The sequence below is a fragment of the Clostridium aestuarii genome, from assembly GCF_026735135.1.
In the GTDB taxonomy this organism is placed as follows: Bacteria; Bacillota; Clostridia; order Clostridiales; family Clostridiaceae; genus Clostridium_H; species Clostridium_H aestuarii.
The window spans coordinates 417,692-440,959 of sequence record NZ_JAPQER010000001.1 but is presented as its reverse complement, the minus strand read 5'-3'; the positions used below and the strand labels follow the sequence as shown (position 1 = coordinate 440,959).

19 protein-coding genes are annotated in these 23,268 nt (G+C 27.3%); 7 read left to right on the top strand and 12 right to left on the bottom strand.

Annotated elements, in window-relative coordinates:
• Positions 1-59 precede the first annotated feature (59 nt).
• Entirely contained in the window at positions 60-866 is an 807-nt protein-coding gene (locus OW763_RS01850) for an MBL fold metallo-hydrolase (protein ID WP_268039359.1), read from the bottom strand.
• Between the two features lie 376 nt (positions 867-1,242).
• Between OW763_RS01850 and OW763_RS01845 the strand changes: the two genes are divergently transcribed.
• Positions 1,243-1,653: a YjdF family protein gene (locus tag OW763_RS01845; protein ID WP_268039358.1), complete on the top strand. Its 411-nt coding sequence runs from the start codon at positions 1,243-1,245 to the stop codon at positions 1,651-1,653.
• Between the two features lie 69 nt (positions 1,654-1,722).
• On the opposite strand, the gene OW763_RS01840 is transcribed toward OW763_RS01845, so the two are convergent.
• The gene (locus tag OW763_RS01840; RefSeq protein ID WP_268039357.1) at positions 1,723-2,511 is read right to left on the bottom strand and encodes a hypothetical protein; all 789 of its coding nucleotides are present in this window, start codon (positions 2,509-2,511) and stop codon (positions 1,723-1,725) included.
• A gap of 441 nt (positions 2,512-2,952) precedes the next feature.
• Here OW763_RS01840 and OW763_RS01835 point away from each other — a divergent pair, with 441 nt between their 5' ends.
• Positions 2,953-4,947 carry a methyl-accepting chemotaxis protein gene (locus tag OW763_RS01835; RefSeq protein ID WP_268039356.1) on the top strand — a complete coding sequence of 665 codons (1,995 nt, stop codon included), beginning with the start codon at positions 2,953-2,955 and terminating at the stop codon, positions 4,945-4,947.
• 138 nt (positions 4,948-5,085) lie between these two features.
• On the opposite strand, the gene OW763_RS01830 is transcribed toward OW763_RS01835, so the two are convergent.
• The 4 genes from OW763_RS01830 to OW763_RS01815 all read right to left on the bottom strand — a co-directional run bounded on the left by OW763_RS01830 (position 5,086) and on the right by OW763_RS01815 (position 8,811).
• A complete protein-coding gene (locus tag OW763_RS01830) occupies positions 5,086-5,883 on the bottom strand; it encodes an ABC transporter permease subunit (RefSeq protein ID WP_268039355.1) in 798 nt (265 codons plus the stop codon).
• Between the two features lie 33 nt (positions 5,884-5,916).
• A complete protein-coding gene (locus tag OW763_RS01825; protein ID WP_268039354.1) occupies positions 5,917-6,708 on the bottom strand; it encodes an ABC transporter permease subunit in 792 nt (263 codons plus the stop codon).
• A gap of 5 nt (positions 6,709-6,713) precedes the next feature.
• Complete coding sequence (locus tag OW763_RS01820; RefSeq protein ID WP_268039353.1) at positions 6,714-7,601, bottom strand: ABC transporter ATP-binding protein; 888 nt, start codon at positions 7,599-7,601, stop codon at positions 6,714-6,716.
• Positions 7,602-7,725: 124 nt separating this feature from the next.
• The gene (locus OW763_RS01815) at positions 7,726-8,811 is read right to left on the bottom strand and encodes a GerAB/ArcD/ProY family transporter (protein ID WP_268039352.1); all 1,086 of its coding nucleotides are present in this window, start codon (positions 8,809-8,811) and stop codon (positions 7,726-7,728) included.
• A gap of 175 nt (positions 8,812-8,986) precedes the next feature.
• On the opposite strand from OW763_RS01815, the gene OW763_RS01810 reads away from it, so the two are divergent.
• The 5 genes from OW763_RS01810 to OW763_RS01790 all read left to right on the top strand — a co-directional run bounded on the left by OW763_RS01810 (position 8,987) and on the right by OW763_RS01790 (position 15,929).
• Positions 8,987-10,483: a spore germination protein gene (locus tag OW763_RS01810; protein ID WP_268039351.1), complete on the top strand. Its 1,497-nt coding sequence runs from the start codon at positions 8,987-8,989 to the stop codon at positions 10,481-10,483.
• On the top strand, positions 10,467-11,624 hold the full coding sequence (locus tag OW763_RS01805) for a Ger(x)C family spore germination protein (protein ID WP_268039350.1): 1,158 nt from the start codon (positions 10,467-10,469) through the stop codon (positions 11,622-11,624). The genes OW763_RS01810 and OW763_RS01805 overlap by 17 nt, the downstream gene beginning before the upstream one ends.
• A 3-nt stretch (positions 11,625-11,627) precedes the next feature.
• Positions 11,628-12,710, top strand: a complete 1,083-nt coding sequence (locus OW763_RS01800; protein ID WP_268039349.1) for a GerAB/ArcD/ProY family transporter — start codon at positions 11,628-11,630, stop codon at positions 12,708-12,710.
• A gap of 58 nt (positions 12,711-12,768) precedes the next feature.
• Positions 12,769-13,842, top strand: coding sequence for a GerAB/ArcD/ProY family transporter (locus OW763_RS01795; RefSeq protein WP_268039348.1), 1,074 nt, complete (start codon positions 12,769-12,771; stop codon positions 13,840-13,842).
• A 170-nt stretch (positions 13,843-14,012) separates the two neighbouring features.
• A complete protein-coding gene (locus OW763_RS01790) occupies positions 14,013-15,929 on the top strand; it encodes an ABC-F family ATP-binding cassette domain-containing protein (protein WP_268039347.1) in 1,917 nt (638 codons plus the stop codon).
• Positions 15,930-15,967: 38 nt separating this feature from the next.
• Here OW763_RS01790 and OW763_RS01785 read toward each other — a convergent pair whose 3' ends face one another.
• From OW763_RS01785 to OW763_RS01760, 6 genes are all read right to left on the bottom strand, one after another.
• On the bottom strand, positions 15,968-16,429 hold the full coding sequence (locus OW763_RS01785; protein WP_268039346.1) for a MarR family winged helix-turn-helix transcriptional regulator: 462 nt from the start codon (positions 16,427-16,429) through the stop codon (positions 15,968-15,970).
• Positions 16,430-16,468: 39 nt separating this feature from the next.
• Positions 16,469-17,488 carry a threonine aldolase family protein gene (locus tag OW763_RS01780; RefSeq protein ID WP_268039345.1) on the bottom strand — a complete coding sequence of 340 codons (1,020 nt, stop codon included), beginning with the start codon at positions 17,486-17,488 and terminating at the stop codon, positions 16,469-16,471.
• A 124-nt stretch (positions 17,489-17,612) separates the two neighbouring features.
• The gene (locus OW763_RS01775) at positions 17,613-19,010 is read right to left on the bottom strand and encodes an MATE family efflux transporter (RefSeq protein ID WP_268039344.1); all 1,398 of its coding nucleotides are present in this window, start codon (positions 19,008-19,010) and stop codon (positions 17,613-17,615) included.
• A 212-nt stretch (positions 19,011-19,222) separates the two neighbouring features.
• Positions 19,223-20,620: an amino acid permease gene (locus OW763_RS01770; protein ID WP_268039343.1), complete on the bottom strand. Its 1,398-nt coding sequence runs from the start codon at positions 20,618-20,620 to the stop codon at positions 19,223-19,225.
• A 151-nt stretch (positions 20,621-20,771) separates the two neighbouring features.
• A complete protein-coding gene (locus OW763_RS01765) occupies positions 20,772-22,493 on the bottom strand; it encodes an ABC transporter substrate binding protein (RefSeq protein WP_268039342.1) in 1,722 nt (573 codons plus the stop codon).
• 212 nt (positions 22,494-22,705) lie between these two features.
• The gene (locus OW763_RS01760; protein WP_268039341.1) at positions 22,706-23,149 is read right to left on the bottom strand and encodes a CBS domain-containing protein; all 444 of its coding nucleotides are present in this window, start codon (positions 23,147-23,149) and stop codon (positions 22,706-22,708) included.
• Positions 23,150-23,268 lie beyond the last annotated feature (119 nt).

Sequence of the window (23,268 nt, the reverse complement as noted above, 5' to 3'; positions counted from 1 at the left end):
GAACACCAGCGTAAATGCTGGCGTTTTAATTTTAGTATGTTTTTATCAGTAAAACAGTATTAATTTAATTCAATAACTTCAAGATCATCTGGAACCAGAATATTGCCATGGAAATATTTTTTGCCTTCAGTAATATATCGTTCTTTTCTTTTTTCAAGATTTGAATCTATAGTATGGAATAAAAGTAAGTTATTTATGTTTAATTTTTTAGCAATTTCGCAAGCATCTTTAACAGTTACATGATATTTTTCATAAGGATCAAATATATCTTTTTCAGAATATAAACAGAAGGCCTCATGCATAAGATAATCACAGTTGTTTACATACTTAAAAATAGCATTTCTGTAAGGTTCATCTCCAAGGAAAGCTAGAGTTTTTTCATTAGAGAGCGTTGTGCGAAAACCAAATTGAAGTACCTTAGTACTTTGAATATTAAAAAAAGTGATTTTTAAACCTAATATATTAAATGTACTATTATCATTTATTTGACGGAAGAAAATTCTATTATCTATGTATTTGGTAAATCTAGTTTGAAGAATCAGCTTACAAATTTTTCTGATAATAACTTCTATACTTTCATGACAATAAATATTCAAATTACCGTTATAATTATCTTTTGATATTTCAGAAGCGACTGCTCGTATGATCCATATTATTCCTGAAATATGGTCGTTATGTTCGTGAGATATAAATATATTATGAAGTTTTTTAATAGGTATTTGTGATTTTTCAAGATTAGTAAGAATAGTATTTCCACCACCAGTATCTACGAGAAAATGTTCATCACTATTTGAAATAGTAAAACAAGTATTATAGCATTTCGTAACCATAGCAGAACCAGTGCCTAACATAGTTATTTTTTCCATAGTATAACCTCCGTTTAAAAAAATCTGTCACTCATTTATTATATTTTAAAAGATGTTATGATAAAAGAGATTTTTATTAAAAGTGTATTCGTATATTATGGATATATAAGAATATTTATTACTAAAAAATTATATTATGTAAAATATGAAGGCATATATAGAAAATATAAGAATAGATTGACATGTATGTTTAAATAAATTAAAATTTTGTTAGCAGAAATAAAAACACAGTTTCGGTTGGTAGTCCGAACGCACATATAGATAACTAAATTAAAAATTGACAGATGATAGTTAATAGAGGAACGTTATGTGTCAGTAACCTGCCCCCTTCGGGTTGTCCATTTTTTGCTTTAAATTAATGAAAGAAGGGGAAAAAATGAGTATTAAACTTACAGTTCATTTTGACGATCCATTTTGGGTTGGAAGCTTTGAAAAAGTGGTTAAAAATGAATATAGTGTTTGTAAAGTAACATTTGGAGTAGAGCCAAAAGATTGTGAAGTGTATCAATTTATACTAAAAAATTTTTATAAGCTTAAATTTAGCAGATGTCAAAAGGTTGAAAAAATTGAAAAAAAGAAGATTAATCCTAAAAGACTTCAAAGAAAAATTAAAAAAGAAACGGAAAACAGAGGAGCTTCCACTAAAGCTCAACAAGCTATAAAAATGGAATTTGAAGTAAGAAAAAAAGAAAAGAAAGTTTTGTCTAAGAAGAGAAAAGAAGAAATTGAACATGAAAAATTTTCAAAAAAGCAAAAGATGAAGAAAGAGAAGAGAAAAGGAAGGTAAACAGTATAAAAAAATGCACGGTAAGCCGTGCATTTTTTATTATAATAAATATTTGCAAAATCCTATTATTTATTTATCAATTTTTCGCATAAAGAAATTAAACTTATCCTTTGATTTTTCTACAAAATCTATATTTCTTTTATGAAGAGTGGAACCATATTCGGATACTTGTCCATCACATACAAAAGCATAGTCTGTTTTATCGTTTTCTACCCATCCCATAAAAATATATGAGTGTGATGGGCTTCCAGATTTACCTTTTAAATCAGTTGTGAAACAAATATCTCCTTCTTCTAGTTTGCTATAATCGTAAATTTTTTCCCAACCTAAAGTTTCCAAGGATTTCATTAGTTTTTGTGTGTTTGAAGTGGATTCAGATATATCCAATCCGTTGTTCCTTAATATTTGGGATATAAGATATGCATTAACACCTTTACGACTTCCATTATTTAGAGATATTGCTTTGTTTAGTGAATCAGTTCTATTTGTGTATTCATTCAAATAACTATATGTTTTTGTATTGAAATTTTTCATATCAGAAGTTACAACTGTATCTTCTGGGGGTTGACTACAAGCTAATTTGGAGTTTTGTTCTATTTTATTACTAGAGGCCATAACTCTAAATGGAACTCTAGCTACTTGTATTACTGAAAGTGCTATTACTAAAATAATAGGTATGGCTATTGAAGCTAAAGCTATATTGCTCCTAAATTCATTTTTATCTTCTAGTTCGTGCATTTCTTTTATGTATTCTTTAGTTTTTTCATCATATTGTATTTCATTTAAGAAGTCATTAAAATTCTTTTTTTTATTATTGGAATTCTTTTTCTTATTATTGGAATTCTTTTTTTTGCTCATTTGTTATTTTTCACCCATTTCTAGTGTTTTATATTAATTTTTATTAATAAATATATTGTATTTAATGTATAGATACAATTTTAATTGTAGCAGATATCTTATATAGAGTAAATATGTATATTGAAGTAAAAAATTAATATTATATGAATTATTTAGAGAGTAAATTTAGTGTGAACAACTAATATGTAATCAAACAAAACGGATGAAAAGAAAAAATTCCAAAAAAATTATTAAATAACTAAAAAAATATAAAAAAAGCACGATAAATGAGTGAGGAGGTATAAAAAAACAGACGAATAATAAAAACTACTAAAAGCTAATAAGTATAAAAGAAAGAATAAGACTACATAGATATAATCTAATCTAAGTAGATTATATATTTTAGGTATGAATATAACTAAAAAATCAAGGTGTTATGTAGTAAGTGAGGAGGAAGGTACTATGAAAAAGTTAAAGCAGAAAATTAATACGAAAAGCTTAAAACAAAAAATTATAATTCCTGTAGTATTACTTGCTTCGGTTGGAATATTAATATTATCAACAATAATGTATCTTCAAGCTAAGAAAATAATTGTTAATGATGTAGAACAAATAGCTCAAAATAAGGTCGAAAAAATGGTAACAATTGCAGATGATAAACTTCATGAATGGAAAATGGAAGTGAGTTTGCTTTCTTCAATAGAATCGGTAAAAAAATTAAATTATGAAGAAGTAAAAAAGTTTGTATCAAAAAATCAAGAAAAATTTAATGAATTTCAAGGAATAATTGTTTCAGATAAGAGTGGAAAGTATTTTGGTACTAATGGAGCAACTGGTGATATTGGTGAGAGAGAGTATTTTGATGAAGTGATGAATGGAAATACAGTTGTGTCAAATCCTGTAATATCAAAATCTACAGGCAAGCCGATTATTGTGGTTGCAGCACCTATAAAAAGCGAGGGTGGGGAGATTATTGGTTTAATTGGAGCAACAGTAAATTTATCAATAATAACTGATGTTATTAATGCTGAGAAACTAGGAGATACAGGATATGCTTATATGATTAATAGCGATGGATTAGTTATGGCACATCCTAACAGTGAATTTATACTTAAAAATAATGTTTTGCAAAATAAAAGTGAGACCTTTGTAGCTATGTCTCAAAAAATGGTAAATGGAGAAAGTGGAATAGATAATTATGAAATTGAAGGTAGTGAAAAGATTGCAGCATATGTACCTCTTGAATCCACTGAATGGTCTATTGCAATGACCACTGCTTATAGTGAAGTTACTAAGGATGTAGTAAAGATTAAAAGAAGTATTGAGATAATAGGTGCTTTGACAGTAATTCTAATTGCAGGGTTAATATATTTCCTTATAAATAGAGCTATTAAACCTATTATAAAAATGACAAAGATTACTGAAGAAGTGGCTGCAGGAAATCTTAAAGTTAAAGTTGATGTGAATAGTAAAGATGAAATAGGAATGCTTGCTGAAAATTTTAATAACATGACAGAAAATATGAGATTATTGTTATCGGAAGTAAATGGAATGGGTATGACCGTGGCTTCTACATCACAGGAAATGATGGTATCAACAGAAGAGGTTAGTAAAGTTTCTGAGCAAATAGCAAATACAGTATCAGATTTAGCTAAAGGAGCTACTGAACAGGCTCAGTCAGCACAGCAAGGTAGTGATATGGTAAATCAATTGGTAGAGGGAGTTAATAATATAACTAAAAATGCTAATAATTCTGAACAACTTACAGTTAGAGCAATGGAGAAAATTGATGAAGGAATTAAAACAATAGAATCTCAAAAGGAAAAAATGATAGGAACAAAACAGGCAGCAGAAAATGTTAGTAATGAAATAGATGTATTATCACAAAAATCACAACAAATTAGCCATATTATAGAATTAATTAGCGGTGTTGCAGATCAAACTAATTTATTAGCGTTAAATGCAGCTATTGAAGCAGCTAGAGCAGGAGAACATGGAAAAGGATTCGCTGTTGTTGCTGAGGAAGTAAGAAAATTAGCAGAAGAATCAAGTAGATCTACTCAAGAAATAAGTGAACTTATAAACGAAATACAAACAGGAGTAGAAAGAGCTGTTAAAGAGGTAAATAAGGCAGAAAATATGGTGGGAGAACAGGAAAAGGCAGTTAAACAAACAATAGATTCATTTGAAAATATATTAGGAGCAGTCACAGATGTTACTAATAATATTAAAGAAGTTGCAAATGCGAGTGAAGCTTTAAGTGAAAATTCATCATTAGTAGGTAAAAATATAGATGATATTGCAAGCATAACAGAGGAAAGTGCAGCGGGAACTGAAGAAGTGGCTGCATCTGCTGAGGAACAAACATCAGCTATGGAACAAATAGTTAGTGCTTCTGAGCAGTTGACGGAGCTCTCGGATAAACTTCAAAATTCAATACAAAAATTTAAGATATAAGAGATCAAAGTAGAGTATATTTTTGAATAAAATATTATAACTAAAAATTAAGATAAGATTCAATTAAGAGTTGACAAAATGTGTCAACTCTTAATTGATATATAGATTATATTCAATTAGTATTTTTTTAGAAATACACTATATGTTTAAATCTCTTTTTTTATAAAACATATAGGTACTATATAAGGATACTGTGATAATTAAAGCGGACAAAAGTATAAAATGAAAATTAAGACCTTTACCAAACAATACAGATTCAGCCTCAAAATATTTAAAAGGAGTAATATATTTTAAATTTTCAAGTTTATCATTCATATTTATTATCATAGATAGTATAAAAGTTACAAGCAGTATACCAGAAGCAGTAGAAGCAGCACTATGAGGTTTTTTAGTTGCTGATGCTAACATTGAACCTATACACATAAATAGGAATTGTACTATGAACATACCCACCATCAATATTGCTATATTTTCTAATATTTCATCACCTTTATTAAAATAATTAACTATAAAAAATGATAAAACAAATGTAACCATATTTAAAATAAAAATATTAAAAAAAGCGGCTAATAGCTTTAAAGTTATAACTTTACTTCTTGAAATGGGTTTTGTAAATAAAAATTCTGCAGTTTTTTCATTTTCTTCCTTTGCTATAATATTTGCTCCAAGAATTACAGCGTGAATAGAAGAAATTAATATAAGATATAAGAATAAAACACCATAAAATTCTATAGCTTTTGTTAAATCAAAAGAACTTAAGCCCATTATATTTAGTAATGATTTTGGAATGACTTTTAACAGTTCATTCATAGATTCACCTGAATTAGAATATGCGGCAAATTTACTCATACCACCACCAATCATTGCTAATATACCTATACACCATATGACAAGTGATTTACTATTGGCCTTTATTTCTTTAGTAAATATATTCATTTGTTACACCTCCCTGTGTTTTAGAACTAATAACTAAGAAGTATGAATATCTTTTTTAGAATAGATAACATAGCTAGTAATAATAGTAATAGCAATAAATAATAAGGCTATAATTATAAATGGTGTCTCATAGGAATTGTTTTCTATAATATAACCAGTATCGAAGTATTTAAAAGGAGTTATATATCTAATTGCTTCATCAGCTGAACTTAAAAAATTTATAAAGTAAAACACAAATACAGTGCCAAGAGAAATAGATATTACTGATTTGATTTTAGGTAAAATTACTGAAATAATAATTCCCATCGACATGAATATCAATTGTACAAATAATAATGTTATAGAAAGCATAAAAAATGTTTTAAAGCTATAGCTATTATTTGTTACTGCAGAAGCAGTAATATTTGCAACTGTTATATAAAGTATATTAGTAATTACTAGTGATGTAATCACTGCTAGTATCTTAGAAGTTAAAATTTGTGTACGTGTAATAGGTTTTGTTAAAAGAAAGTCTGCTGTTTTTTTACGAGATTCATATGATATAACCGAAGTACCTAAGTTCATAGCCTGAATTGCACCAATTAAAATTACAAATGAAAGGGGAAAAGAATAATAACCTAATATATTTCCGAAATTATTCAAAGAAATACCCATACCATTTCGTATAGCCTCAGGAAATCCTTTCAGTAAATTTTTCATTTGGTCAATATCTTTTAAAAATGCAGGGAACATAGAAAGATAAATAATAACTATTACAATTAAAGAAAGAGTCCATATAATAGTTGATTTTCTATATGTTTTTAGTTCATGTAAGAATACATTCATTTTTTCTAGTCCTCCTTTTCTGAATAATAATGCATAAAAATTTCTTCAAGATCAGGATCGTTTATCCAAATATTAGATACTTTAATGTTTGAAATTTTATTCATAATGGAATTAAGATTTCCTTTAAATATAAAGTTAATTATATTGTCTTTTACTTCTAAATTATTCACACCATTAATATTGAAGTAATTTTCAGCTGGTTTTGATGGTATTTCAATTTTGAATTTCTTATAGCTATTTTCTTTAAGGCTGCTAATATTTTCGACGTTTACTATTTTACCATCTTTAATAATGGCAACACGATCACATAGTTTTTGAACTTCACTTAAAATATGGGAAGAAAATAAGATTGTCACACCTTTCTTTTTTTCTTGCTCTAATAAATTAAAGAAATTTTGCTGTATAAGAGGATCAAGCCCACTGGTAGGTTCATCTAATATAATTAATTTTGGTTCATGAAGTAATGCCTGAACTATCCCAACCTTTTTCTTATTTCCAAAAGATAAATCATTAATTTTTTTATTTAAGTCAAGATTCATTACTTCAGATAGTTCTTTAATTTTTTTAGTATAATCCTTTTTATAGAAACTAGCAGAATATTTTAAGAGGTCGATAACTTTCATGTTGTCATAATAAAAGACTTCAGAGGGCAAGTAGCCTATTTCTTTTTTTATTTCAGAACTAAATTCAATAATATCTTTCCCAAAAATTTTTGCACTTCCACTACTTGGGTAAATTAGTGAGAGGAGTGTTCGAATGGTAGTTGATTTTCCTGAACCGTTTGGGCCGATAAAACCGAAAATTTCTCCTTTTTTAACATTGAAACTTACATCAATAATTCCTCTTGACTTACCATAATACTTGGTTAATTTATCAATTTCAATAACATTCACTATTAGAGCCTCCCATTTAACTTTGATTCTTATTGTTTAATAATATCGTTTATTACATTAGTAGTATTATTATTTACAAATAAGCTTATAATATTTTATTATTGTTTTTAGTATGTAAATTCATTTAAGTATATACTTTTCTGTTTTTTATTTCGGCTAAAACCAAAATAGTAATTGGAAAAATCATTTCAAGCATAAAGGCATAATAAATCCAGATATTATTATTATATTCCCAAAAATTCATTATACTAGTAAACCCAAAATAAGATAAAACGACCATAAGTAATCCAGTAGGTATTACTGCAAAGTCATAATTATTACATTCAAATATCTTAGCAATTCCTTTGCTGGTAGCTAATAAATATATACTTATTTTAATAAAGGCACCAAATGTGTATATTGTGCCTATTACAGGTTCAATACTTTCTAAAAAATATCCTAAATCTATCCTTTTCATAGTCGCATAAGTAGGATAATAATAAATAGAAGCTGCATTTACGCCTAAAACTAAAACGTTAACTAGAGAAGTTAATAATGCTAGTGTTCCGCCTATTAATAAGCCTATTATATAAATTTTATAAGATGATTCTTTAGATTCAAATACGGAGAAAACCATGGTAAATACTAATAGTTCACCAAAAGGCCATGTGAATGTACTGAAGGATGTCTTTAAAACTGGTTTTATACCGTTACTTAGAATAGGTAGAATATTATTTATATGCATGTACGGAATTAGTAATAGTAATGAGATAATTATAAAACAGATAAAGTAAGAAACCATAGACGCTGTCCATTTGCTCATTAAATTAACTCCATTTTTCACTGCATAAATGCATAGAATCATAATACTTAGTGTTAATACAATTAAAGGAGTATTACTTAAAGCAGCCAAGTTAATAAATTGACTAAAATTTATTAAAATAAATGTTCCTTCTTCAAAGAAGAAATAGATAAATATTATCATAAATATTTTTCCAATAAACTTACCAAAACAAATTTCTAAAATATCAAATAAATTTTTACCTGGAAATGTATAATAAAGATGAGAGTATATAAGTGCAGTAAGTAATGCCATAAATATTGATAAAATAATCACTAACCAAAAATCTTGCTTAGCGTCTAGTCCAAATGCTGCTAAAGAAGATGTTCCGCTTGAAAACATTATAATAAGAGATATCCCCTGCTTATTAGAGATAACTTCTTTATTCATAATTTAATCCTCCCCAATATATACAAACATTAGTTATATTTAAGAAATTCAGTATATAGCTTAACCCAAATAATGAAGCTTTATTAAGAAGTTATTTTATTATATTTAGTAATAAAATAGATGAAAATTTCCAAAACTATATATAATAAATTGACTTAAAGGTGTGGTTAGGGATATGCCAAATAATTTTTTTCAAAAGAAAATAGATGAAATTAATAATAATATAGGTACTAAAAATAATTTAGTTATAAAAGAATTTTTTATAGGAAAAAAACCGGTTTTAGAAGCTATTGCTCTCTATATAAGTGGTTTGGCAAATGAAGATATTATAAATAGAGATGTATTAAAGCCTTTAATGCACCAGGCAAATGAAAATTTAAGAGAAATAGAAGATATTTCTTTATATCTTTGTAAAAGATATATTTCATCGAGTAATACCAAGGTAGTAACAGATATAAATGCTGTTTCAGAACAATTAAAAAGGGGAAAGACTGTTATAATTGTATGCGACTCAAACGAATACATAGTAGTAGATACTAAAGGAGGAGAGTATCGTTCAATAACAGAACCTGAATCTGAAACATCTATAAGAGGTGCAAAAGAGGGGTTTGTGGAAAATTTACAGACTAATGTAAGTATTATTAGAAGAAGAATAAAAGATAAGAATTTAGCAATAGAATACTCAATAGTGGGAAGGCGTTCTCAAACAGATGTGGCTCTTATTTATATAGAAGATATTGCAGATAAAAACATAGTAGATGAATTAAGAAAAAGAATAAATGCTATAGATGTGGATTTTATTACTGGATCAGGTCAAATTCAACAATATATTGAAGACTATACGTATACTCCATTTCCTCAAACTTTTGGCAGTGAAAGACCAGATATAATTGAAGCCCATTTGTTGGATGGAAGAATTGCTGTTATTACAGAAGGAACTCCTCATGTGTTTACAGCACCCACTTTATTTGTAGAATTTTTTCAAGCAGTAGAAGATTATAATCAGAGAACTTTAAGAACATCTTTCATTAGAATACTTAGAATTATATCAGTTTTTACAGTTATAACACTTGCTCCTATATATTTAACATTATTAAAGTTTAATGAAGAGCTTATACCAGTAAAATTCATAGAACCTATTATAAAATCAAGAATAGGTATATCACTTACTCCATTTTTAGAAATTTTATCTATGGAAATTGTAATAGAGTTTTTAAGAGAAGGGGGACTTCGATTGCCAAATAAAATAGGTCAAACTTTGAGCTTGGTAGGAGGTATTATTATAGGGGATACAGCTGTAAAATCAAAAGTAGTTAGTCCAACGACACTGCTCATAATAGGAATTACTGTTGTAGCTACATTTTTAATACCTACCTATGATATGGCTCTTATAATAAGACTTATACAATATCCTATGCTTTTACTTGCAAATTTTCTGGGCATTTTTGGCATAGCTATAGGATGGTTTTTGTTAATAGTTCATCTGTGTTCACTAGATAGCTATGGTGTTCCTTATCTTCAATTTAATAAGAATGATATAAAAGACATATTTGTTAGAGCTCCCTTATGGAAAATGAATAAACGGCCAGAATCTATTCCTAATAATAATCCTATGAGGCAAACAGACTTTAGAAACAAATTTAAGGAGAATGATGATGAACAAACCTCATAATAATAGTTTTACATTCAAAGCAATTAATATCATAAATAGATTTAAGATTTTAATAATAGCTGTGTTAATTTTAGGTACTGGTGTATATTTAAATGCTGGAGTAGATATCGTACCTGTAGAACAGATTGATGTCGTTGGCGGTGTTGGAATCGATATTGAGAAAAAAACAAAAGATGATATTCGATATACAGTGTCTATAAGTAAAGATATTTTTCAGGAAGATAAGACTACTAGTGATGTAAGTGAAGGTACTGCTAGAACTCTTATATCTACAAGAGAGGATAGACAGCGAAGAAGTAATAAAAAATTTGTGTTTGGACTTGAAAAAATAATTATATTAAGCGAAGAATTTACTAGATATGGTATAAAACCTTTTATAAATACAACTTTTACCAATCCACATATAAATGATAAAACGTGGCTTGTTGTATGTAATGGAAAAGCTAGTGACATATTAAAAGTAAAAGTTAAAGGATATCCAAGTGCTACAGATTATATGGAAGGACTTATAGAAAACGCAAAGTTTTATAATTTTTTTCCAGAAAATTATAAACTTGTAGATTCATATGTAAGAATTTATGAAGAAGGTAGAGATCTCTCAGTTCCTTATATAGAAATGAAAAATAATCATATAGAAATTAGTGGAATGGCTTTGTTTAAAAAGGATAAAATGATAGCTAAAATTGGTTTAGAAGAATCTAGAATTATGAGTATTTTAAAAGAAAAAAGATCTAAAGGTATACTTTCTATTCAAAAAAGTCCAAAAGAATATGTAGATTATCTAACTAAAGCTAAAAGAAAAGTTGATTGCAAAAAAATAGGAGACAAATATGAATTTACTATAGATTTGGATTTTACAGGAGATATAGTATGTAATGAAGTATATGGAGATTTTTTAGATCAACCTAATGAAAATAAAAAATTTCAAAGTGATATGGAAAAACAAATAGAGAAAATGTGTTATAAATTTTTAGAAAAAATGCAAAATGAGTATAAAATTGATTCTCTAGAATTAGGGAGAGTAGCCGCAGCGAAGTATGGAAGAAATACAGGGGTGAACTGGAATGAGGTTATTTCAAATGCTGATATAAAAGTCAATGTTAAAGTTGATATAGATAGATATGGAAGAGGAGATTTTTAGCAAATGGCTACAATGAATAAAGCAAAAAATCAACTTTTAACTCCAAGTCAGATGTTTTTTATAGTATATGGATCAATGACAGGAATTGGAGTTTTAAGTTTACCTAAAAGTTTAGTTGAAATTTCACAACAAGATGCATGGATATCCAGTATTGTAGGAGCAATATATCCATTGTATATATGTCTAATAGTTATATATATAAGTAAAAAATACCCTAATGATAATATACTTTTTTTAAGCAAAAAATATTTTGGGAATTTCTTAGGAAAGATATTCAATTTGTTATTTTTAATTCTATTTGTACTAACTACAGTATCAGTGATTTCAGGTTATACTAATATAGTTAAAGTATATGCTGCAGAGTTTTTAAGTTCTCTAAAATTGATAATTATTATAACTGTGGTAAGTATGTATACTGCATATAAAGGTATAAGTTTGATTGGAAAAATAAGTGAAATTATTTTTTATATAACTTTACCACTAATAATTATTCCATTATTTTCTTTGGGAAAATCAAGTATTTTAAATATATTTCCTATTTTAGGGTCAGGAATTACTAATATATTAAAAGGAAGTATAGAGACGATGTATTCCTATTTAGGTGTAGAATTTTTGCTTTTAACATATCATTATGTAAATGATAAAAACAAAATAAAAAGTTTCTTACTTACAGGTGTGTTTTTAACTATGGTTACATATGTATGGATTATGTTTATAACAATATATTATTTTGGTATAGATGTAACTAGTAAAAGTTTATGGCCTTTTTTATCAGCAGCAGAAATTATAGATATACCTATTATAAATAATTTCAGATATCTTTTTATGCTTTCATGGAGTTTTATATTACTTAAGAGTATAGCTATCTATTACTTTGGTGTAGTATATATTTTAAAAGATTTTATAAAAAAGATAAACGTGAAAAAGGTTTATTTGTTTATTTATCCTATATTAGTTTTTCTATCAATGTTTTTTACTAATGAAATAACAAGAAGAAACTTTTTATCAAAGGTAACTCCTGTAATGGTAATCTTTTCATTAATATATGCATCTTCTGTAGCATTATTAATTCGTATAAAAGGTTAACTTAAAGCTTTATATTAATCTGTTAAAATTACAAGATATTTATAGGAGAATGATTATGATGAGTAAGGCAAAAACTGATGTTTTAACTCCAAGTCAATTTATGTTTATCTTATATGGTTCAGTAACAGGTGGTGGGATTTTAGCTTTACCTAATAGTTTAGTGAAAATTTCGCAACAAGATGCATGGTTATCTACTGCACTAGGAGGAATATATCCATTGTATATGAGTGTTATGTGTATATATATAAGCAAAAAATATCCTAACCATAATATACTTTTTTTAAGCAAAAAGTATTTTGGAAACTTTTTAGGAAATATCTTTAATTTATTATTTCTACTTCCGTTTATATTGATGGCATTAGGAATAACTGCAGGTTATGCTAATATAATTAGAGTATATTCTTCTGAGTTCTTAAGTCCTTTTAAATTGCTAATTTTTATAATCTTTGTATGCTTATATACTGCACATAAAGGAATAAATGTAATTGGTAAAATGTGTGAGATTGCTTTTTATATCACTTTACCATTAATAATTCTTCCATTATTTAATCTTAAAAAATCAAGTATTTTGAATTTATTACCTGTTTTCGGATCAGGATTTAATAATATCTTAAAAGGAAGTATAGAGACAATGTATTCCTATATAGGTCCAGAATTCCTACTTTTAATCTACCCTTACATAAATGATAAAAAAAAAATAAAAAGAGCCACACTTATAGGCATATTATTATCAATATTTATATATATATGGATTGTATTCATAACAATATATTATTTTGGTATAGACGTAACTAGTAAAAGTTTATGGCCTTTTTTAGCTGCATCAGAAATTATAGATATACCTATTATTAATAATTTTAGATATCTTTTTATGCTTTCATGGAGTTTTATAATACTCAGGTGTATAACTATCTATTACTTTGCTTCAGCTTATATTCTAAAGGATTTTATGAAAAAAGTAGATATAAAAAAGATTTACTTTTTCGTTTATCCTGTATCGGTTTTTTTATGTATGTTTTTTACTAATGAAATAGCTCGAAGAAACTTTTTTGGGAAAATAATGCCTATAATGGTAATATTTTTAGTTATATATGTTTCTTCTATAGCATTATTAGTTCGTATAAAAGATTAATAAATTATAGGCATGAAACTTTAAAAATTTAGGACTACCTGTAGTACTTATACTTATGTTATCATTTAATCATGATTATATTGTAGAGAATTTTAAAATGTAAAGTTACATTCAATTAAAAAAAATTTACAGTTGATAATTATAGTTTATATGGAGAGGAAGATATATATATGAATGTAATATCATTAGATAACATAAGTAAAAGCTATGGAGAAAAAGTTCTTTTAAAGGATATATCTTTGATAATTAATGAAGGGGAAAAGATAGGGTTAATAGGTATAAATGGAACAGGGAAATCAACTCTATTAAAGGTAATAGCGAGTGTAGAGGATTATGATGCTGGTAAAATAACAAAGATGAGTAATCTTAGAATTGAATATTTACCTCAAAAAATAGAATTTGATGATGATGCTAAGGTTATAGAACAGATATTTAAGGGGAATTCACCGATAATGAAGCTTCTTAGAGAGTATGAAAATACTATTGATAAGTTACAAAATGATTCTGAGAATATTGAGTTACAGAAAAAACTTTTAAAACTTAATGAAGAAATGGATGTAGCTAATGCTTGGGAAATAGAAAGTCAGGCAAAAACAGTATTGATGCAACTTGGGATTAGTAATTTTGATGATAAAGTAGGAACATTATCGGGTGGACAGAGAAAAAGAATAGCGCTAGCAGGTACTTTAATAAGCCCATGCGATTTGCTGATTTTGGATGAGCCTACAAACCATATGGATAATGAAACTGTTAAATGGATGGAGGAATATTTAAACAATAGAAAAGGTGCTCTTATTATGATTACTCACGATAGATATTTTCTAGATAGGGTAACTAATAGAATTTTAGAGTTGCACAATGGGAATATATACAAATATATAGGCAATTACACTACTTTTCTAGAAGCTAAAGCAGAAAGAGAAGTATTGAATGAGGTGCTAGAAGATAAGAGACAAAATCTATTAAAACGTGAACTTGCATGGATAAGAAGAGGGGCAAAGGCAAGAAGTACAAAGCAAAAAGCTAGAATAGACAGATTTAATGAAATTAAATCACAGGAATTTGAAAAGAAAAATGAACAAGTAGATATATCTGTTGGAAGCAGTAGATTAGGTAAAAAGGTTATAAATCTTAATAGTATCAGTAAAAATTTTGAAGAGAAAAAATTAATTGATGATTTTAGTTATATTTTTAAGAAGGAAGACAGAATTGGAATTATAGGATCAAATGGTATAGGAAAATCAACACTTCTTAATATGATTGTTGATAAAATCAAGCCTGAAAGTGGAAGTATAGAAATAGGGGAAACGGTTAAAATAGGATATTTCTCTCAAGAATATAAGGATATTGATGAATCTATGAGAGCTATAGAGTATATAAAAGAAGGTGCTGAATTTATAAGAACAGAAGATGGAACTCTTATAAGTGCGTCTAAAATGATGGAGAAATTTTTATTTACATCTGAGATTCAGTGGATGTACATATCAAGATTATCTGGAGGGGAAAGAAGAAGACTTTATCTACTTAGAGTTTTAATGGAAGCGCCTAATGTTCTTATACTAGATGAGCCTACAAATGATTTGGATATAGAAACCTTAAATGTTCTTGAAGAATATATTGATAATTTCAGTGGAACAGTTATAGCTGTTTCACATGATAGATATTTTCTAGATAAAATAGCAGACGAAATACTTGCTTTTAAAGGTAGTGGAATTATAGAAAAATTCACTGGAAATTATTCAGAATATATGGAATTTCAACAAAAGCAAAGCATAAACGATATTAGAGAGCAGAAAAATAATAATGATAAAAGTATAAAAAAATCTAAAGAAAAACCAAAATCAAATAATAAATCATTAAAATTTTCTTACAAAGAAAAATTGGAGTATGAACAGATTGATACATTAATAGAGAAAACAGAAAATGAATTGGAAGAGATAAAAGAGAAAATAAATTTTGCTGGAAGCGATTATACTGTTCTTGAAGAATTACTTGTAAAGCAGAAGGAAATAGAGGATAAATCAGAGCAGTTGATGGAAAGATGGACATACTTAAATGAATTAGCAGAAAAAATTAATAATCAATAAAAAATAAATTAAGAATATTGCAAAGCAATATTCTTAATTTATTTTTTATAATTTTTGATTTCATACCAATCAATTTGTATGTTCTCGTTCATTTTTTTTATCAATTCATATACTGATTCTTTTTGCTTTTTATCAAAATTTTTAAAACATATTTCTATAGCTCTATTTTCTTCTTCAATTATTTCCTCATATGTATTTGAGGCTTTAGATGTGGGATAAAGTTGGTATGAACGTTTGTCAGTGTTATCTTTACTTTTTAGTATAAAGCCTTCTTTTATAAGTTTTTGAATAACCTTAGTAGTTGTTGTCTTATCTACTTTAAGTAGACTTGATAGTTGAATTAAATTTATTCCAGGATTTTCATATACTCTAGTTAGATATATAAATTGACCTTTTTGTAAATTTAATTTTTTGAATTTAATTTCTACAATGGCATGGATAGTTCTAGAAAGTTCGCCTATCTCTCTTAGAATATAATTATTTAGTTTTATTACAGGCACCTCCTAATATTCTATGATTTTGTAGAAAAACCTATAATTTTATTTTTTAAATTCATCAATGAATTCAAGTATAGATTCTTTTGGGGTAGCCCATGAAGTAACTAGTCTAACAGCAGAATTGTTATCATCTATTTTTTCCCAAGTATAAAAACTAAACTTTTTCTCTAGGTTTTCGATTTGTTTATTTTCTAAAATAGGAAATATTTGATTAGTTGGAGAATTTATTAAAAATTTACAATTAGCTTCTCTTAGACCTTCTGTTAAAAGATTTGCCATTTCATTAGCATGATTTGCAAGTTCAAAATAAAGATTATCTTTAAATAATTCTTCAAATTGAATTCCTAAAATTCTTCCTTTTGCAAGCAGTGCTCCTTTTTGTTTTAGATGATATCTAAAATCTTCTTTTAAGTTTTCGTTTTTTATTACTAAGGCTTCGCCAAGAAGAGCTCCACTTTTTGTTCCGCCAATATAAAATGCATCTGTGAAATTACACATATCTGATAAGGTTACATTAGCTTTCTTAACACAAAGGGCAGAACCTAATCTTGCACCATCTGCATATAAGATAAGATCATTAGACTTACAAAATTCACTCAGGTCTTTAAGTTCTTCTTTTGTATATATTGTACCTAATTCTGTTGGATTAGAAATATATACAAGTTTTGGTTTTAGAACGTGTTCATTGGCATGAGAATTTAACACTTCTTGGATTTTTTCAGGAATTATTTTTCCGTCATTTGAATCTACTGTAATTACTTTGTGTCCAGTATATTCGATGGCTCCAGTTTCGTTAACTGCAATATGTCCTGTGTTGGCAGAAATACAAGCTTCATGAGGTCTTAAAAAAGCTCCAATTGCTATTAAATTTGTCTGAGTTCCTCCAGATATAAGATGAATATCAATATTTTGGTTTCCTATTAATGTTTTTATTTTAGAAATTGCATTTTTTGTGTGTGTATCATTTCCATATCCTTCTTCTTGAGTCATATTTGATTCTATTAAAGCATTTAAGATTCTTGGATGGGCACCTTCACTATAGTCGTTTTTAAAGCTGTACATTGTAGTCCTCCTTTATTATTAAGTTTTCAAGCTCTAGTAACAGAGAGTGAAAACAAGATGTTATATTAGTTGAATTTTCAACTAATTATAGTATAAATAAAAATAGTTGAATTTTCAACTATTTTTATGTTACTGTAATTTTTTTATCGTGAGTATCATTTACCATATTTCGTATCCATTTGAAGGAGTTAAATCTTCTTATCATAAGTAAGACTTTAATAAGTTCTTCAACAACAGTAAATGTAACAACAAAATATACAGGCAAATGAAGTATAAATGCAGCAAAAAAGGCTAGAGGAATACCTATAAACCAAAGAGTGAATCCTTGAAGTATAGAACCATAAGCAGCATCGCCACCACCTCTAAGTATTCCAACTATCATAACCATATTATAAACTTTAACAACCATAACAATTGAATATACATAAAGTATATAAGTTGAAGCTAATTTAACTTCATTTGATACATTAAAGAAAGAAATTATAGGCTTGGCTAATATGAAAAGTAGAATACCTAAAACTAAAGATATTAATATAGATAATGTAGATATTCTCTTAGAGGATTCTATAGCAATATCCTCTCTATTAGCTCCAATTTCATTTCCTATTATAACTAAGGCACCATAAGCAAGGCCAAAAGCAAATATCATAAATAGATTCATTATAGTTGAACATATTTGCATTGATGCAGCGGCACGAGTACTTATTCTTGCATATATTGCAATGTACGTTACATTACCAAGTCCCCAACAAGCCTCATTTAAAACTATTGGGATAGTAACAGTTACTAATGCTTTAGTTAAATTTTTAGATAAACCTCTTAAATCATTTAGTTTAATGTTTAATACTGTATCTTTAAAGTATACACCAAATAGTATAATACTACATTCACATATTCTTGCAATAAGAGTTGCTATTCCAGCCCCTTGTGTTTTAAGTTCAGGCATTCCAAAATTTCCAAATATAAGAGCATAGTTTAATACTCCATTTACAATAAGACCTACTAAACTTGCAAACATAGGCAATTTAGTATTTTCAATACTCCTAAGAGCGGAAGCAAAAGTGAAAGTGATTCCTGTGAATATATAACTTATAACTGTTATTCTCATATACTCACTACCTATAGACACAACTGATATATCTTTATTAAAAAGTGCCATTATTTTTTCAGGTATTATGAGACCTGCCAACATAAAAATTAGCGATATAAGTAAACTTACTGTTAAAGATTTAATTAAAACCTTTTTTATATTATCTTTATCATTTTTCCCCCAAAGTTGTGCAATTAGTACACCACAACCACTACCTATACCCATTGAAAATAAAGTGAATAAAAAGTAGTATTGATTTGCAATACCTACAGATGCAAGCTCTATTTCGCCTACTTTACCTATCATCATGGTATCTAGCATATTCAGTGATGATGCTATTAGGCTTTGTAAAATTATTGGTAAAGTTATTGTAACTAAAGTCTTATAAAATTTTTTATTATTTCTATAGTCTTTGATTAAATTAAATGACATATAAAAACTCCTTTCTTAAAATTATTATATATGTTAATTATTAATTTAGCCGATTACAAAAAAAACACCCACTTTGAGTTTTTAAAAGTGGGTGTTCAACACTTAGATATTTAAAAAATATCTATATATTAAATTTTAATTACTATCTGTTAACTAAATTCTTTATAATGATAATGGAAAAAATAAACTTTGTCAATACAGAAAATTAAACTTTATTTAAGTCTTTTCTTTCTTTTTATTCTTACAGCTTTTAAATTATTAGATGTATTCTTTATATTAGATGTGTTTTTAATATATTTAGATATAATGTAAGCAGTAGAATAGAAGAATACTAAAAACAGTCCAGCTATAAGACCGGAACCTTGACCGGGAATTAGAGGCATAGTTACTATAATAATTATTATAGCAGCAATTGTAATCCAGGATGTATAAGGAAATCCTGGAAGTTGGCATTTACCGTTTGGGGGACATCCGTGCTTGCTTCTGAATTTATAGTGTGTAGCTAGTATTATTAGGTAAGTAAATAATAGAGAAAAGCCTCCTGAACTAACTAAAAATAAGTAAATGCTTTTAGGAAGTATGAATGCCATACCAAGTCCTACAAGCATACCTGTACCAGAAAAAATAATTCCTCTATAGGGGATATCTCTGTTATCCTTTAACCATGATGGTGCATAACCTTCTTCAGCTAAAGAACGCATCATTCTTCCAAGTCCAAAGGTTGCAGCAAGCATCGTAGATAAGATAGCTGTAACCAGTACTATATTAATTATATCTGCAGCCCAAGGCACTCCATTTAGCCTAAGAGCAGCTACAAAAGGGCTTATTTCTTCAGTAAGATCAGCTGTTGGAATTAGAGGTAATAACAAAGTAATAGCTATAGTATATAAGCCTACTAATCCGATGACTGTATAAGCAATAGCTTTAGGTACAATATGGTGCGGATCAGCAGTTTCTGATGCGGCAAGACCAATGATTTCAAAACCTGCATAGGTAAACATTACAATTAACATACTTCCTGCAATACCTGAGATTCCACCTGGAAATAAAGTTTCTTTCACTAATGCCCCTGTACCTATGGTAGCTTTGTTTGGTAATATTCCTGATATCAAGGCAATAGCTAAAACAATAAAACCTACTATTGCTAATAGTTTTACTGCTGCTAATCCACTTTCTAGTTTACTTAATTTATCAGCTCCTAAAAGATTGAGAAGGGTAACTCCAATAATAATGATAGATCCAAGAAATCCTAGAGAAATTGTTGGAAACCATACTTTGAAAAATAGAGAAACTGCAGTTGCTTCACTGGACATGGCTAACACCAAACCAGTCCAATATACCCATCCAACAACAAAGCCGACACCAGGACCAAAAGCTCTTTGTGAAAAGGTTCTAAAAGAACCTGGAGCAGGATCAGCAACTGTCATTTCTGAAAGAGCAAAAAGAATAAAATAAACTAAAATTCCTCCAATTATATAAGCTATGAGTACTGCAGGGCCAGCATTATTTATAGCAATAGCAGAGCCTAGAAAAAAAGAACCTCCTATTACAGTTCCAAGAGCTAGCATAGTAAGCTGTAATGCAGATAGACCTGCTTCTTTATTTTTCATGTTAAATTCCTCCTTGAAAAGTTTTGCATAAGAAGAGATAAATAATATGTATTAATAATAGTATTATCATTTTATATTGGAAATATAAAGAGATATTATAAATATGATAAATATGGGTAAAATAAAAAACCCAGAAAAATGGGTTTTTTATCTAAACTATTTCAATTTGCGCTTCTTCGAATAATTGAAAATTATTGCGACCATTATTTTTAGCTTTATACATAGCTATATCAGCATTTTTTAATAAGGTTTCTATATCTGTGCCATGTTCAGGGTATATGGAAATTCCAATGCTACATGTAATATTAAATTTTTTTTCGTTAATAATAAAAGGATGCTTTATAGCTTGTATTATTCTATTTGCACAAATTTCAACTTCTACGTAAGAGGTAACATCATCAAGAATAATCATAAATTCATCTCCACCTAAACGGGCAACGATATCTTTAGTTCTTATATTTGATTTTAATCTTTGGCAGAACTTAATTAAAAGTATATCGCCTACATCATGTCCCATAGTATCATTAATGAATTTGAATTTATCCATGTCTATAAACATAACGCCTGGGTTTATATTTTTATTTACTGCCTTCTGTATAGCAATATGAAGCTTTTCTTTTCCACTTCGTCTATTTGGTATATTTGTAAGTGGGTCTTCAAAGGCAAGTTTTTTTATTAATGCTTCTTGTTTACGCAGTTCTTCTATAAGTTTTTTGTTTTCTATTATTTTGAATTCTGCTTTTCTGCGTTTGTGTATATTAAAAAATAAAATTACTATGATTATTAATTCAATGCATATAACTGTAAATAGAATTTTCATAAATAAGTTTTTAGGTATAGAATAAGATTTACTAGGTAAATTTATAACTTTACTGTTTTTAGGTAAATTATTAATACCAATGTTAAGTTTTTTCAACTGGGTATAGTCAAAAATATATTTTGAATCATATTCCTTAGTGATTGGTATATTTGAAACATTTTCTCCATTTAAAATCTGTAGTGCAATTTTAGCTGTACTGCTTCCATAGAAATATTGGTGAAGTATTTTTCCACCAACTATACCGCAGCTTAAATAACTGGACCATGAACTATATACTGGAACAGGACAATTGTTGCATATATATTTAATACCGTTAAATGAAGCAAAATTATTATCGCTATTTTCTATAAAAATAGGAGTTAGAAAGACAATATTATCTTTAGGTAAAGTAGAAGTATTTTTTACAGCTTGTTCAATGTTTGAAATTTGAATAAATTTAAATGACAGTTTTTCTTTATAATAAGGTATTAATTTTTCTATTGATTTTTTATAAATAATACTACTGTCTGTATTATCTATCAGTACATTTACTTGCTTTAAATTGGAATTGTTTTTCAATGCTGAATTGATAGTGTCTTTTATTACAATATCTTCCATTGTGCCTTTAAATATATTTTTTTCATTTAATAGAGAAGTATCTATATTATTTACGCCACAAAAAACTACAGGAACATTAGGAAATAATTGTTCACTATATTTTAATAAGAAACGCACAGCATTATTATCTGTAGCAATAATTACATCAAATTTTTTGTTCTTATATTTAAATTTATATAAATTATATAGTTGTTTAAAATAATTTTCGCTATAATATCTTTTAGTATCCATATATTCCATAATTATATTTGGATTTTGTTTACTTTTGTTTAATGTGGTTTGTATTCCAATTATAACATCATCGGACCATTTAAAACCTTTATGATAAGAATTTAGAATGAGCACTTGTTTTTTTTGTTTAGTTTGTGCTAAACATATACTTTTATTAAATATTAAAAGTAAGAAAATTAGAAAAAAAATATAACATATATTATTTATTTTTAATGTTTTTTTCATATAAGAGACTTCCTCCTTGAAATACAGATAGTAGAACTTAAAAAATATATAAATTACTAATTTTAACAATATGAATATTTAATGTATAATAATGTATTATATCATAATATTCAATTTTGGGCATAAGAAAACGCATATGTAATAAGTAATAAATTTTTACTGAAATTTATTACTTATTACATATGCGTTTGAATTGTTAAGTTTTAATTTAATTAATATGATACTGCCATTTTAAATTCTTTTTCTTCTTGTTTCTGAGAAATTAGCTCAAAACAGTAGTTTATAATGTCACTTCTTTTTATAATTCCAATAAATACACTATCATCATCAACTACTGGTACAAAATTTTGATTTTTTGCCAGTGATATTAAGCTTTCAATATCTGAATTAATTAATACTGGTTTATTATTCATATGTTTTTGTACATCTTTAAGTGGAATTTTATTAGTGTCTTTAAAACTTAAATTAGGAGTGTTTTTTATTTTCCAAAGTAAATCACCTTCAGTTAAAGTTCCAACATATTTTCCATCATCATCGATTAAAGGAACTGCTGTATATCTATGATATTCCATTCTTTCTAAAGCCTGTCTCATTGTACAATTAATGTTTTGATAAACTACTTCATGCTTTGGTGTAAGAAAAAATGCTATGTTCACACTAATCATCCTTTTTTATTTATATATTTTAATTTATCGTGAATACCTCTATAAATAATATTATATCATGTATTTATGATTTATATATTAAATAATTATTAAATAATTATGAACAAAAC